The sequence below is a fragment of the Pseudomonas umsongensis genome (assembly GCF_012647205.1).
Taxonomy (GTDB): Bacteria; Pseudomonadota; Gammaproteobacteria; order Pseudomonadales; family Pseudomonadaceae; genus Aquipseudomonas; species Aquipseudomonas umsongensis.
The window spans coordinates 1,299,001-1,313,190 of the sequence record NZ_CP051487.1 but is presented as its reverse complement, the minus strand read 5'-3'; the positions used below and the strand labels follow the sequence as shown (position 1 = coordinate 1,313,190).

The following is a 14,190-nucleotide window of genomic DNA, read 5'->3' as shown; positions in this document are numbered from 1 at the left end:
CATCAGGCCGAGCGTTAGCTCGCCTTCAGCTGTTGATCTTGATCCACCCGTCCCTTCGGGAGGCTGAGCGGAGGTGTTCATCCGGGGAGTGGCGCGCAGCGCCGTTCGACGCAGTCGAACACGCTGCATGTAGGTGCCAGCGAAGCCAACCGGAGGGGTTTGAAAAAAAGTGAGTCGCCGTAAGGGCGAAACCGTCAGCCGCCCTTACCGCAGAAACGGATATGTACTCGAAAACCAGAGCTTGGTCGGCCCAAAGGCCGCCAAGTCCAACGAACTCAGGCCGTTTCTTTCTTGACCCGGAACCAAGCCGCATACAACGCAGGCAAAAACAACAACGTCAACGCCGTCGCCACGATCAAACCGCCCATGATCGCCACCGCCATCGGCCCGAAAAACACACTGCGCGACAATGGAATCATCGCCAGAACAGCAGCCAGCGCCGTCAGCACAATCGGCCTGAACCGCCGCACGGTCGCCTCAATAATCGCCTGCCACGGCTTCAACCCGGCCGCGATATCCTGCTCGATCTGATCCACCAGGATCACCGAGTTGCGCATGATCATCCCCGACAACGCGATGGTCCCAAGCATGGCCACAAACCCGAACGGCTGGCGGAACACCATCAGGAACAGCGTCACCCCGATCAACCCCAGGGGCGCCGTCAGGAACACCATCGCCGTGCGGGAGAAGCTGCGCAACTGCAGCATCAGCAACGTCAACACCACCACGATGAACAACGGCACGCCCGCCTTCACCGAGTTCTGCCCGCGAGCGGAATCCTCGACCGTACCGCCGACATCCAGTAGATAGCCATCCGGCAATTCGGCGCGGATCGGATCGAGGGTCGGCATGATCTGCTGCACCAGGGTCGCCGGTTGTTCCTTGCCATAGATGTCGGCGCGAACCGTCACGTTGGGCAGGCGATTACGGTGCCAGATCACGCCTTCTTCAAAGCCGTATTCCAGGGTCGCGATCTGCGACAGCGCAACGCTGCGACCATTGTCGGTCGGCACCGCCAGGCTTGGCAGCAGCGACAGTTCGGTGCGCTCATGCACGGTGCCGCGCAACAGGATCTCGATCAACTCGTTGTCTTCGCGGTACTGGCTGACGCTGGAACCGGTCAGCGAGCTCTGCAGGAACTTCGACAGGTTTGCCGTGCTCACGCCCAATGCCCGTGCACGGTCCTGATCGATATTCAGATAGACGACCTTGCTGGGCTCTTCCCAGTCCAGGTGGACGTTGACCACATGCGGGTTTTCGCGAACCTTGGCCGCGACCTTTCGGGCCAGTGCGCGGACTTCCTCGATGTGCTCACCGGTCACCCGGAATTGCACCGGATAGCCAACCGGCGGACCGTTCTCCAGGCGCGTGACCCGCGAGCGCAAGGCCGGAAATTGTTCGTTGAGGGTCGTGATCAGCCAGGTGCGCAAGGGTTCGCGATCTTCGATGGTTTTTGCCAGGACGACGAACTGGGCGAAGCTCGCTGCTGGCAATTGCTGATCAAGCGGCAGGTAAAAACGCGGTGAGCCGGTCCCGACGTAGGCCACGTAGTTGTCGATGCCGGCTTTGTCCTTGAGCAACGCTTCGAGGCGCTTGACCTCCTCGGCCGTATTGCTCAGGGACGCGCCTTCGGCCAGCTTCAGGTCGACCATCAACTCCAGTCGGCCCGAGGCCGGGAAGAACTGTTGAGGCACAAATCGAAACAGCACGATGGAGGCAATGAACAGCACCACAGTCGCCGTGATCACGGTCTTGCGCCAGCGCACGCACCACTCCACCAGGCGCCGTACGCGTTGATAAAACGGCGTGCCATAGGGATCGAGTTGATCAGTGCCATGTTTGGCCGCGTGAATTTTCGCCAGGTCCGGCAGGAGCTTTTCCCCCAGATAAGGCACGAAGAGCACCGCCGCCACCCAGGACGCCACCAGTGCAATGGTCACCACTTCAAAGATCGAACGGGTGTATTCGCCGGTGCCCGATTGCGCGGTAGCGATGGGCAGGAAACCGGCGGCGGTGATCAGCGTACCGGTGAGCATCGGGAACGCGGTGCTGGTCCAGGCATAACTCGCCGCCTTGATCCGGTCGAAGCCCTGCTCCATTTTGATCGCCATCATTTCCACGGCGATGATGGCGTCGTCCACCAGCAAGCCCAGCGCCAGCACCAGGGCGCCGAGGGAGATCTTGTGCAGGCCTATCCCGAGGTAATACATGCAGGCGAACGTCATCGCCAATACCAGCGGGATGGCCAGGGCCACCACCATGCCGGTGCGCACCCCGAGGGAGAAGAAGCTCACCAGCAAGACGATGGCCAGCGCTTCGACCAGCACCTGGACGAATTCGCCGACGCCGGTTTTCACGGCGGCCGGTTGGTCCGAGACCTTGCGCAACTGCATGCCGGCCGGGAGGTTCTTCTGGATACGGGCAAACTCGATTTCCAGGGCCTTGCCCAGCACCAGAATGTCGCCGCCGTCCTTCATGGCCACGGCCAGGCCAATGGCGTCTTCACCCATGAAGCGCATGCGCGGCGCCGGTGGATCGTTGAAACCGCGGCGCACGTTGGCGACATCGGCGATGCGGAACGTACGATCGCCGACACGAATCGGGAAGTTCTTGATCTCTTCGACCGTCTGGAAATTCCCCGAGACCCGTAGCTGCAATCGTTCGCTGGTGGTTTCGAAGAAGCCGGCGGTGGACACCGCATTCTGTTCTTCAAGGGCTTGCTGCACCGACGCCAGCGGCAATCCGAGGGTGGCGAGCTTGACGTTGGACAGCTCGATCCAGATCTTTTCGTCCTGCAAACCGAGCAGGTCGACCTTGCCCACATCCTTGACCCGCTGCAGCTGGATCTGGATGCGGTCGGCGTAGTCCTTGAGCACGGCGTAATCGAAACCTTCGCCTGTCAGGGCGTAGATATTGCCGAAGGTGGTGCCGAATTCATCGTTGAAGAACGGCCCCTGGATACCTGGCGGCAGGGTATGACGAATATCGCTGACCTTCTTGCGCACCTGATACCAGAGGTCCGGTATCTCCACCGAGTGCATGGAGTCTCGGGCGATGAAGGTCACCTGTGATTCACCCGGGCGCGAGAACGACACGATGCGCTCGTACTCGCCGGTTTCCATCAGCTTCTTTTCAATGCGTTCGGTGACCTGGCGCGAGACTTCCTGTGCGGTCGCCCCCGGCCAGTTGGTACGGATCACCATGGCCTTGAAGGTGAACGGCGGGTCTTCGCTTTGACCCAGCTTGGTGTAGGACAGTGCGCCGACAATCGCCAGCAAGAGCATCAGGAACAGGACGATCTGGCGATTGCGCAGCGCCCAGGCAGAAAGATTGAAACCCATCGGGGACTACTCCTTGCCAGCCAGATTGACCACGCGGTTGGAGCGATCCACCGGGCGCACGGACTGCCCGTCGAGAAGCACATGGACGCCGGCGGCCACCACCCAGTCGCTGGCATTGAGGCCTTCGAGTACCGGGACGGTTTTCTCACCGAAGGCACCGACCCGAACCGGGGTCTTTTTCAAGGTGTTGTTGGCGCTGACGACCCAGACGTAGGTCACGCCGTTCTCCGCGGTCAGCGCCGACAGTGGCACTGACAACGGCACGGATTGGGCGCTCTGAACGAAGACACGGGCGCTCTGGCCGAGTTCGGCCGGTACCGTGCCCGCATTGAAGGCGATACGCGCGGCGAAGGTGCGCGACTTTGGATCAGCGGCCGGCGACAGTTCGCGGATGTGCCCGGCGAAGCGCTGATCCGGTTGCGTCCACAGTTCAACCGAAACCGGTTGACCCACCTTGAAGCGGCCGAAGCTTGCCTCCGGCAAGCTGATCAACACTTCACGCTCACCATCGGTGGCCAGGGTAAACACCGTTTGCCCCGCCGCGACCACTTGCCCGACTTCCACGGCTCGCTTGGCCACAACGCCATCTTGCGGCGCCCGCAGCACCGCGTAACTGGCCTGATTGGTGGAGACGTTGAACTCGGCCTTGATCTGTTTAAGACGCGCTTCACCGGACCGGTACAGGTTTTCGTGATTGTCATACTGCGAGCGACTGACCAGCTGGCGCTCCATCAGCGTTTTATAGCGATCACGCTCGGCACGCACCATGTTCAGGTTGGCCTCGGCGGCCGCGACCTGGGCACGGGTGGCCTCCAGTTGCAGGCGCACGTCCTGGGGATCGAGTTCCGCCAGTGGCTGGTCGGCCTTGACCCGCTGCCCTTCGTCGACCAGTCGTCGGCTGACTTTTCCGCCAATGCGGAACGCCAGCTCCGGTTCAAAGCGGGCACGGACTTCACCGGGATAACTTTCCATCGCCTGGGTTGAAGGCTCTGGCTGGACCACCATGGCCGGTCGAACGCTGACTTGAGGCGCCTCTTCGTGACCGCACGCGGTCAATAAAAACGCCAGGGTGACTGGCAACGCGAGGGGCAAGGCATAGCGGAACATGGTGAAGGACCTTTCGCCAATGGTGCTTGGAATAATTATACTGACGAGTATGTTATTAATAGCAAACTCACCAGTCCAGTAATAAAAGCGAATATGCCGAACAATCTTTCAGCACCCAATGGCCCGGGCCGCCCCAAGGATCTGGCCAAGCGCCAGGCGATCCTCGATGCAGCGAAAACGCTGTTTCTGACCAAGGGATATGCCAACACCAGCATGGATGCTGTCGCTACGCAGGCCGGTGTGTCGAAGCTCACGGTCTACAGCCACTTCAACGACAAGGAGACGCTGTTCTCCGCTGCCGTGGTGGCCAAGTGCGAGGAACAGTTGCCGTCACTGTTCTTTGAATTGCCCGAAGGCGTGGCAGTGGAAACCGTACTGCTGAACATCGCCCGCGGCTTTCACCAGTTGATCAACAGCGACGAGTCGGTGAACCTGCATCGACTGATCATGGCCCTGGGTAGCCAGGACCCGAAACTCTCGCAAATCTTCTTTGAGGCGGGCCCGCAACGCATGCTGCATGGCATGGAGCGTTTGCTGACCCGGATCGACGAAAGTGGCGCGTTGAGTATCGACAAACCGCACAATGCGGCTGAGCACTTCTTCTGCCTGCTCAAGGGCGCGGGGAATTTTCGGTTGTTGTATGGCTGTGGCGAGCCGCTGACCGGGGACGCGGCGGAGAGCCATGTGCGGGAGGTTGTGGGGTTGTTTATGCGGGCTTATCGGCCGGAGTAGGCCTGACAGATATTGGTTGGCTGATCTGACGCCATCGCGGGCAAGCCCGCTCCCACAGGGTTCGAGGTATTCATAGAAATTGTGTTCAACACAAATCCTGTGGGAGCGTGGCTTGCCCGCGATGAAGGCGACTCGGTCTTAGGGCTTGAGCGCTTTCTTCGGGTAGATGTCATACCGGCTGGACTTGCCATCCAGTGCATGGCTCGGCTTGGGCCCCTCAATGCACGGCGCCTTGCGCGGACGCTTGACCACCACCCGGTGGCTGGCCAGGGCCAGGGCGGCTTCAAGCAAAGCCGGCGCATCCGGATCATCCCCAACCAGTGGCCGGAACAGGCGCATTTCCTTTTTCACCAGCGCGGTTTTCTCACGATGGGGGAACATCGGGTCGAGGTAGATCACCTGCGGCGGTTCGCCCTGCCAATTGCGCATCACCTCGATCGAGTTGCCCTTGAGCAAGCGCATGCGCGCCACGATGGGTGCTACGTCAAAATCTTCCGCGCCACGGGCCAGGCCATCTTCAAGCAAGGCACCAATCAACGGCTGACGCTCGATCAGGCTCATCTCGCAACCCAGGCTAGCCAGCACGAACGCATCCTTGCCCAGCCCCGCGGTGGCATCCAGCACACGCGGACGCACGCCTTGGGCGACGCCGACGGCCTTGGCGATCATCTGCCCACTGCCGCCACCGTACAACCGGCGATGCGCCGCGCCACCCTCGACGAAATCCACCCGCACTGGTCCGGGCGCGTCCGGCCCCAGCTGTTGCAGCTGCAGACCCTGGTCACCCACCTGCAACGCGAACTCGCCATCAGTCACTTGCAGCGGCAGGCCCAGACGCTCGGCCCATTGCTCGGCCTGGGGCTCGAAGGCCGCGCTCAGCGCCTCGACATGGATGCGGCAGGCCGCAGGTTGATCAATCATGGGAAAACACGCTCAAAAAATTAATGATCGGCAAAAACGGCCGATAACAAAACTATCGAGCATTTTGCCAGAGCTGAGCGTCGACCGAGAGAAATGTCAGACATTCAACCCACAATCACAGGCTTTATCTCGCCCTACGGCGATTACAACCTGCGAAATACCCAGGTACTGGGCGGCGTCAGTCACATATGGCAGGATTTCTTTGCCCGTGCACTGGCCGAACAGTCGGGTGAAGTGCTTCCGCAATCGCTGAATTTTCCACCGGTCGATTTGCAAAGCCCGGTTGAACCTACCGTGGGCAGTGACCTGCTGGCGCACATCGTTTCCCAGCGCGAATGCGACGTGAAAGACAACGAAGTTCGCCCGCCCGAACCGCTGTTCCTGCCAATTGCCGAGTTCGAAATGGAACTGGCCGACAAACCATTCCCACCGTTCCCCGCCGAAGAAATCGTTGCCCAGCAGCAACAGCAAAACTTCGAGAGCGGCTGGGTACGCCCGATCGTGCTCACCGCCGGTCAGCCGTTGCCGCAAGCCGGTCCCGCACCGCAACCGCGTCCACTGCATTTGCCGATCGCCGAGTTCGAGCTCGATCTGCTGGACAAGCCGTTCCCGCCGTTCTCGCCGGAAGAACTGCTGGAGCAACAGAAACAACTCGATTTCGACAACGGCTGGGCACGCCCGATCATCCTGCAGAACCTGCGCCTCGCCGCCTAAGCATCACCGACAGACCCACCAAGGCCCGACATCCAGATGAAAGTGATTGCGATGGGCCGCGTTGTAATCCGGGCTCAGCACCACGCTGAACAGGCCACAGGCGCCATCGCGCACCTGCCTTAAAAATCTTCCATCCTGATTATCCTTCGACCAATCCTTGAGCACATTGACGGTCCGGCCATCCGCCAGTCGAAAACCGGCGATATCCAGTGCATTGGCCGACGCGTGCTGGCTGAGCCTGCCATTCTCGCGACTGTAGACATTGCGGCAGGCAAAGCTGCCAAGGTGATCGACCCGCGTGACCGCTTGCCCGTAGATCGCCTGCGCCGCAGGTTGCAGCGCGTGATGCTCGAACAGGGCAAACGACACGGCGAGTCGGCAGCTGGCAAGGAAACTGCTGCTCAGGGCCACGTCCCCGCCCTGCACACGCAGGGCATTGGTCAGCGGACATTTGGCGTCCGGGCTGTCGGCCTGACGGGTCACGCGCAATCCGGAGCTGCTCAACGCCTGATCGCACAGCTGCGAATCAGCGCGCAGACGCATCAGTTTGTAGCGGGTCAGCAGGTTGGGCTCCGCCTTGACGTCCAGCGGCGCCCAGGGATTCCACTGCGGCGGCAGGGAGATCCAATCGCGCCAGACGCCCACTCCCGCAGCTGCGATGATCAACAGGATCAGCAGCAGCCACCCGCGAAACCGCACCGTCAGCCTTTGAAAAACTGATTGGCCTGGGCGTAGGGCATGGAGCGCGACGTGAAGCCGAACGTGCCCGCCGTCTTGATCTCTTCGGCGGCGCGGTAGAACTCACCCAGCGCCGCCAGGGCCAGCGCCGAGCCGACACTGATGCGCTTGACGCCCATTTCGCCCAACTGCTCGACCGTCAGCTTCAAGCCGCCGGACATCAACACGTTGACCGGTTTCGGCGCCACGGCGCGAACCACCGCCAATACCTCTTCAGCGCTGCGCAACCCTGGCGCATACAACACGTCGGCACCCGCTTCGGCGAACGCCTGCAAGCGGCGGATCGTGTCGGCCAGATCCGGATTGCCATGCAGATAGTTCTCGGCACGGGCTGTCAGCGTGAACGCGAAAGGCAAGCTGCGAGCGGCAGCGACGGCGGCCTCGATGCGCGCCACGGCATGTTCGAAGCAATAAATCGGAGCGTCCGGTCGGCCCGTGAAGTCCTCGATCGAACCGCCGACGGCACCCGCGGCCGCCGCCGCCAGAATGCTTTGCGCGCATTCGGCGGGATCATCGGCGAATCCGTTTTCCAGATCGACCGCGACCGGCAGGTCGGTGGCGGCGACAATCGCCCGGACGTTGGCCAGGGTGTCGTCAAGCGTCAGGCCGCCATCAGGGCGACCCTGGGAAAAAGCGTAACCGGCGCTGGTGGTCGCCAGCGCCTCGAAACCCAGGCTGGCGAGCATCTTGGCCGAACCAGCATCCCACGGGTTGGGAATCACAAAAACCCCGTCGCGTTCGTGCAAGGCTCTGAACGCTTGGGCTCGAAGGGTTTGCGCATCCATTGGCAGGCTCCTCTGAAGGGAAACGAGTCCGCTTCAGAGCAAGCCAAGTTGCTCCGCCGCGGGCTCTCTGTATAGCTCAGGCAGCGCCGGCAAGCCAGGCAGACGCAGCATCAGGCGCGCGTGGAAACGTTGTGCCAGTTTGGCCGCGAGCACATTGTCGGCGGTGTGCAGGAAGATGTAGGGCGTACGACCTTCTTCGATCCACAGGGCGATTTTCTCCACCCACGGCAACAGGAACGGTTCATTGGCCTCAAGCTGCGGATGACCGATGAAACGCACCTGCGGGAACTGCGTGAACGCTGCAGGGCGCGGCGGCACACGGGGTTTCTTCGATTGGGCGTGCAGCACCGAAGGGTCGGTGGAGGTACAGCTGAACAAAGCACGGGGATCAAGGCAAATGCGCTCGACCCCACGATCGAGCAACAGGCGATTGAGCATCCGCTCGTTCTCGCCCTTGGCAAAGAACTCGTCATGCCGCACTTCAACGGCCAGCGGGCGCTGCAGCGCGTCGATGAATCCGGCCAGCTCGGGCAAGCGTTGCGGCGTAAAGCCCTTGGATAATTGCAGCCACAACGGCGCTATCCGCTCGCCCAGCGGGCTGAGCAATCGGGTGAAGGTTTCGGCGGCAGTCAGTTGTTCTCGCAGGTCCCCGCCGTGACTGATCTCGCGGGGAAACTTCGCGGTGAAGCGAAAGTGTGCGGGCATGACCTCGGCCCATCGCTGCACGGTACTGGCAGAGGGACTCGCGTAGAAGGTCGTATTGCCTTCCACGGCGTTGAACACTTGGGAATAGAGACCCAGAAAATCGGCGGGCCTGGCCGCTGCCGGGTAGAGGTAATCACGCCAGGCGTTTTCGCTCCAGGACGGGCAACCAAGGTAGTAAGGCAACATCAGATGTACAGGTCGAGGCCCAGCACTTGTGCATCCCATTCGACGAAACTGGCGGTGCTCAGGTAACTGGCCAGCGCCATTGCCACGCTTTTGTTCATCGCGCGGTGATAAAGCATGTCCTGCTGGCGGGCGGGAAGATTGCTCAGCTTCTGCGCAGCGGCTTTGGCAGCACGGGCAGCCAGCTGTTCTTCAGTCGCAAATGCAAGTTCGCCTTCGATATCGACGGACTCGTCTTCCACTCGCGGGTCTTTGCGAGGCTTGCGCTTGATGGGGTAGGACTGAGAGGAAACGCCGTCTATACGCATAGGTGCATGCTCGGTATCAGTAATGGCAGTCTAGTGGCACATAACCCACATCGCAAACTGCCTAGTGATAACTAGAACACATAAAAGGCAAAAGGTTTAAAACCCGGGGTTAGAAAACGACGATTGGCTTCGCCAGGCATGATCGTCTTCGCGAGCAGGCTCGCTCCCACAGGGATTGGCATAACTCCTGTGGGAGCGAGCCTGCTCGCGAAGCGGACACCTGGGACCAAGGGATTAACGCGCTTTCGGCGTCGCCACTTTATCGCGCAGATAAACCGGCTGCGCCTCATCCGCCACGATCGCCTCGCCACGTTCCCAAGCGAAACGCGCCAGGGTCAGCAAATCTTCAGCATGGGGCAACATGCCCGCATCCTGCCCGCTCAGGCTGACGCCAATGCGTTCGGCATAGCCCCAACCGGTGCCCGCGCCGAACCACTCACCGCTGGCATCGGCCGGCAATGCAGCGACTTCCGGTGGCAATACCGCTTCGGAGCCGACCAGGCGCATCTCCCCTGCGGTTTCTCGGTAGCAGCCCCAATACACCTCGTCCATCCGCGCATCGATGGCCGCCGCGACCTGGCTGGCACCGTGTTCGCGATAGGCGCGTTGGGCCAGCACCGCCAGGTTCGACACCGGCAAGACTGGGCGATCGAGTGCAAAGGCCAGGCCTTGCACCACACCGATGGCAATCCGCACGCCGGTGAATGCACCCGGCCCGCGACCGAAGGCGATGGCATCGACCGCTTGCAGGGTGGTACCGGCATCGGCAAGCAACTGCTGGATCATCGGCAGCAGCTTCTGTGCATGCAGGCGCGGAATCACCTCGTAATGGCTCGTCACTTTGCCGTCATGCAGCAAGGCAACGGAGCAAGCTTCAGTCGCGGTGTCCAGGGCCAGCAAGGTGCTCATCGATGTTTCCACAAGAGAGGTCAGAAAAAAGTCCGTCAGTATAAACAACTACGGCCCGCAAGCGGGCCGTAGAAGATCAAGCTATTTTCAGCTCAGGGCAGCCAGCACCTTGTCGGTGATCGCTTCAACCGAGCCGACGCCTTCGATATGGCTGTACTTCGGCTTGCCGTTGGCAGCAGACAGCTTCTGGTAGAAGTCCACCAGCGGTTTGGTCTGCGAATGGTAGACGGACAGGCGATGACGCACGGTTTCTTCAGTGTCGTCCTTGCGCTGTACCAGCTCTTCGCCGGTGATGTCGTCCTTGCCAGCAATTTTCGGCGGGTTGTAGACGATGTGGTAGACACGACCGCTGGCCTCGTGAACACGGCGACCGGCGATACGCTGCACGATCTCTTCGTCTTCAACGGCGATTTCAACCACCGCGTCGAGCTCGACACCGGCAGTCACCAGGGCTTCAGCCTGTGGAATGGTGCGCGGGAAACCGTCGAACAGGAAACCGTTGGCGCAGTCGGACTGGGCGATACGGTCCTTGACCAGGGCGATGATCAAGTCATCGGACACCAGGCCACCGGCATCCATGATGCTCTTGGCCTTGATGCCCAGCTCGGTGCCAGCCTTGACCGCGGCACGCAGCATGTCGCCGGTGGAGATTTGCGGAATACCGAATTTTTCGGTGATGAACTTAGCCTGAGTACCTTTACCGGCCCCGGGAGCTCCCAGCAGAATGACGCGCATCGATGTGCTCCTCAATTTTTTATATGGATAACGTCAGATTCGCCTCGTGGGGCCAATCTCAAAAATAGGGTCGTGACCGCCCAAACGGCCAAAGGCTGATCAAGATACACAGCAGGCTTCGCCCACACAAGCCGCCAAAAGTCGGAGAAACCACTGCCTGTCGTGACCGAGCAACCGGGTTCCCCAAGTCGCAACCCCATCATTAACTGTCGCCTGGCAGCACTTTTTAACCCGCCTTGGAACCGCATCCGGCGCCCCCGCCGGATGCCCAAAAGCATGGCAAAAATCCTCAGCCGGTGTTGCGCAAACCGGCGGCAATCCCTGCTACAGACACCAGCAACGCCTGTTCTACCGGGCTGTCCTGGGCCACATCCGGTTGCCGCGATCGTGCCAGCAACTCTGCCTGCAATAGATGAAGCGGGTCGAGGTAAGTGTTGCGCAAGCGGATGAATTCCAGGGTGGCTGGGCTATGTGCCAGCAGCTGCGACTGACCGGTCAAGCCGAGAACGATGGCGCATGCCTGCGACAATAGGTCGCGTAAATGCGCGCCCAAAGGTAGCAAGTCCGGCTCGACCAGACGCTCGTCGTAGGAGCGGGCGATATCCGCGTCGGCCTTGGCCAGGACCATTTCCAGCATGTCGATGCGCGTGCGGAAAAACGGCCACTGCTCGCGCATCTGCTGCAGCAGTTCGCCCTCACCGCGCTCCAGCGCTTTGCTCAGGGCCGCTTCCCAGCCCAACCAGGCGGGCAGCATCAACCGGGTCTGGGTCCAGCCGAAGATCCACGGGATGGCCCGCAGGCTTTCGATCCCGCCAGCACGGCGCTTGGCCGGGCGACTGCCCAGCGGCAGGCGCCCAAGCTCCTGTTCCGGGGTGGACTGGCGGAAATATTCCACGAACTGCGGATTTTCCCGCACCACCGCACGGTAGGCGCTGACCCCATCGGCGGCCAGTTCGTCCATCAGATGGCGCCACTCAGGTGTCGGCGGCGGCGGTGGCAGCAAGGTCGCTTCGAGCACCGCGGCCAGATACAGATTGAGGTTTTGCTCGGCGATGTCCGGCAGGCCGAACTTGAATCGAATCATTTCTCCCTGCTCGGTGGTGCGGAAACGTCCGGCGACCGAACCCGGCGGCTGCGACAGAATCGCCGCGTGCGCCGGGCCGCCACCCCGCCCCACGGTGCCGCCGCGACCATGGAACAACAGCAGTTCCACGTCGTGCGAGCGGCAGATATCCACCAGTTGTTCCTGCGCCCGGTACTGGGCCCAGGCGGCTGCCGTGGTCCCTGCGTCCTTGGCCGAGTCGGAATAACCGATCATCACTTCCTGCGGGCCTTGCAGGCGCGAGCGATAGCCCGGCAGCAACAAGAGCTTCTCGATCACCGGACCTGCGTTATCGAGGTCGGCAAGGGTTTCGAACAGCGGCACCACGCGCATCGGCCGCAATACCCCGGACTCCTTGAGCAGCAGCTGCACGGCCAGCACATCGGAAGCGGCACCGGCCATGGAAATCACGTAGGAGCCCAGCGACGCTCCTGGCGCCGCAGCGATTTCCCGGCAAGTCGCCAGCACTTCGGCGGTATCGGCCGAAGGCTTGTAGTAGGCCGGCAACAAGGGTCGACGGTTATTCAGTTCGCGCGTCAGGAAGGCGATGCGCTCTTCTTCGCTCCAGTCTTCATAGCGACCCAGGCCAAGGTAGTCGGTGATTTCGGTCATGGCCGCGGTATGGCGCGACGAGTCCTGGCGTACATCGAGGCGCACCAGGAACAGGCCGAACGTCACGGCCCGGCGCAGGCAATCGAGCAAGGGACCGTCGGCGATGACGCCCATGCCGCACTCATGCAGCGAGTGGTAGCACAGCTCCAGTGGGTCGAGCAGGTCGCGATTGTCTTGCAGCACATCGGCCGGTGCAGGCGTCGGCGTCGACAACGCGGTGTGCGCCCAGCTTCGCGTGGCGCGCAGGCGTTCGCGTAGCTGCTTGAGCACAGCGCGATAAGGTTCGGCGCTGTCGCCAGCCTTGGCCTTCAATTCTTCACTGGCCTGCTGCATCGACAACTCGGCAGCCAGATGATCGACATCGCGCAGGTACAAATCGGCCGCCATCCAGCGCGCCAGCAGCAGTACTTCACGGGTCACGGCCGCCGTCACGTTGGGGTTGCCGTCGCGGTCGCCACCCATCCACGAGGCAAAACGAATCGGCGCCGCTTCCAATGGCAAATGCAGTCCCGTGGCGGCATGCAGGGCTTGGTCGGCCTTGCGCAAGTAGTTGGGGATCGCTTGCCACAGTGAATGCTCGATCACCGCGAAGCCCCATTTGGCTTCGTCGACCGGCGTCGGGCGCGTGCGGCGGATTTCTTCGGTGTGCCAGGCTTCGGCGATCAGGCGCTGCAATGTCGACTTGATCTGCTCGCGCTCGGCGCTGGTCAGGTCGCGATGGTCCTGCGCCGCCAGTTGCGCAGCGATGGCGTCGTATTTCTGGATCAGCGTGCGGCGCGCGACTTCGGTCGGGTGCGCCGTCAGCACCAGCTCAATTTCCAGCCGTCCCAACTGACGGGCCAGGGACTCGGCGCCATGACCTTCGGCGCGCAGGCGGGCGAGCAGCTCCGGCAGTACCCGCGCCTCGAATGGCGCGGGCTGGGATTCTTCGCGACGATGAATCAGTTGGTACTGCTCGGCGATGTTGGCCAGGTTGAGAAACTGGTTGAACGCCCGCGCCACCGGCAGCAGTTCGTCCTCCGTCAACTGGTTGAGGCTGGCGCTGAGCTCGGCATCCATGGAACCGCGACGGTCAGCCTTCGCACCCTTGCGGATCTGCTCGATCTTGTCGAGAAAGCCGTCCCCATACTGTTCCCGAATGGTGTTGCCCAACAACTCACCGAGCAGGTGAACGTCTTCGCGCAAGCGTGCATCAATATCGGTCATCAACAGTTCTCCAGCGAAAAATCCGGTCGACCAGGAACCTTAAGAGTGCCGCTCCAGACCGGTTCTTACAAGCAAGACGACGAAGGGCCTTT

12 protein-coding genes are annotated in these 14,190 nt (G+C 61.6%); 2 read left to right on the top strand and 10 right to left on the bottom strand.

Annotated elements, in window-relative coordinates:
- Positions 1-275: 275 nt before the first annotated feature.
- Together HGP31_RS05835 and HGP31_RS05830 are read right to left on the bottom strand one after the other, a co-directional pair.
- Positions 276-3,341: an efflux RND transporter permease subunit gene (locus HGP31_RS05835; RefSeq protein WP_168757314.1), complete on the bottom strand. Its 3,066-nt coding sequence runs from the start codon at positions 3,339-3,341 to the stop codon at positions 276-278.
- A 6-nt stretch (positions 3,342-3,347) separates the two neighbouring features.
- Positions 3,348-4,448, bottom strand: coding sequence for an efflux RND transporter periplasmic adaptor subunit (locus tag HGP31_RS05830; RefSeq protein ID WP_020799636.1), 1,101 nt, complete (start codon positions 4,446-4,448; stop codon positions 3,348-3,350).
- A gap of 93 nt (positions 4,449-4,541) precedes the next feature.
- On the opposite strand from HGP31_RS05830, the gene HGP31_RS05825 reads away from it, so the two are divergent.
- The gene (locus HGP31_RS05825) at positions 4,542-5,180 is read left to right on the top strand and encodes a TetR/AcrR family transcriptional regulator (protein WP_168757313.1); all 639 of its coding nucleotides are present in this window, start codon (positions 4,542-4,544) and stop codon (positions 5,178-5,180) included.
- Positions 5,181-5,318: 138 nt separating this feature from the next.
- Here the strand turns inward: HGP31_RS05825 and HGP31_RS05820 are convergent, their stop codons facing one another.
- Positions 5,319-6,101: a class I SAM-dependent methyltransferase gene (locus HGP31_RS05820; RefSeq protein ID WP_020799638.1), complete on the bottom strand. Its 783-nt coding sequence runs from the start codon at positions 6,099-6,101 to the stop codon at positions 5,319-5,321.
- A gap of 93 nt (positions 6,102-6,194) precedes the next feature.
- Here HGP31_RS05820 and HGP31_RS05815 point away from each other — a divergent pair, with 93 nt between their 5' ends.
- Positions 6,195-6,815 carry a hypothetical protein gene (locus tag HGP31_RS05815; RefSeq protein WP_020799639.1) on the top strand — a complete coding sequence of 207 codons (621 nt, stop codon included), beginning with the start codon at positions 6,195-6,197 and terminating at the stop codon, positions 6,813-6,815.
- A gap of 3 nt (positions 6,816-6,818) precedes the next feature.
- Here the strand turns inward: HGP31_RS05815 and HGP31_RS05810 are convergent, their stop codons facing one another.
- From HGP31_RS05810 to ppc, 7 genes are all read right to left on the bottom strand, one after another.
- Positions 6,819-7,514: an extensin-like domain-containing protein gene (locus HGP31_RS05810; protein WP_168757312.1), complete on the bottom strand. Its 696-nt coding sequence runs from the start codon at positions 7,512-7,514 to the stop codon at positions 6,819-6,821.
- Positions 7,515-7,516: 2 nt separating this feature from the next.
- Positions 7,517-8,338: an isocitrate lyase/PEP mutase family protein gene (locus HGP31_RS05805; protein ID WP_033043309.1), complete on the bottom strand. Its 822-nt coding sequence runs from the start codon at positions 8,336-8,338 to the stop codon at positions 7,517-7,519.
- Between the two features lie 33 nt (positions 8,339-8,371).
- A complete protein-coding gene (locus HGP31_RS05800) occupies positions 8,372-9,232 on the bottom strand; it encodes a DUF72 domain-containing protein (protein WP_173667173.1) in 861 nt (286 codons plus the stop codon).
- Positions 9,229-9,534: a hypothetical protein gene (locus HGP31_RS05795; RefSeq protein ID WP_168757311.1), complete on the bottom strand. Its 306-nt coding sequence runs from the start codon at positions 9,532-9,534 to the stop codon at positions 9,229-9,231. The genes HGP31_RS05800 and HGP31_RS05795 overlap by 4 nt, the downstream gene beginning before the upstream one ends.
- 234 nt (positions 9,535-9,768) lie before the next feature.
- A complete protein-coding gene (gene tsaB, locus HGP31_RS05790; RefSeq protein ID WP_151140608.1) occupies positions 9,769-10,443 on the bottom strand; it encodes a tRNA (adenosine(37)-N6)-threonylcarbamoyltransferase complex dimerization subunit type 1 TsaB in 675 nt (224 codons plus the stop codon).
- A gap of 87 nt (positions 10,444-10,530) precedes the next feature.
- Complete coding sequence (gene adk / locus HGP31_RS05785; protein WP_020799645.1) at positions 10,531-11,178, bottom strand: adenylate kinase; 648 nt, start codon at positions 11,176-11,178, stop codon at positions 10,531-10,533.
- Positions 11,179-11,467: 289 nt separating this feature from the next.
- The gene (ppc, locus tag HGP31_RS05780) at positions 11,468-14,098 is read right to left on the bottom strand and encodes a phosphoenolpyruvate carboxylase (RefSeq protein ID WP_020799646.1); all 2,631 of its coding nucleotides are present in this window, start codon (positions 14,096-14,098) and stop codon (positions 11,468-11,470) included.
- Positions 14,099-14,190 lie beyond the last annotated feature (92 nt).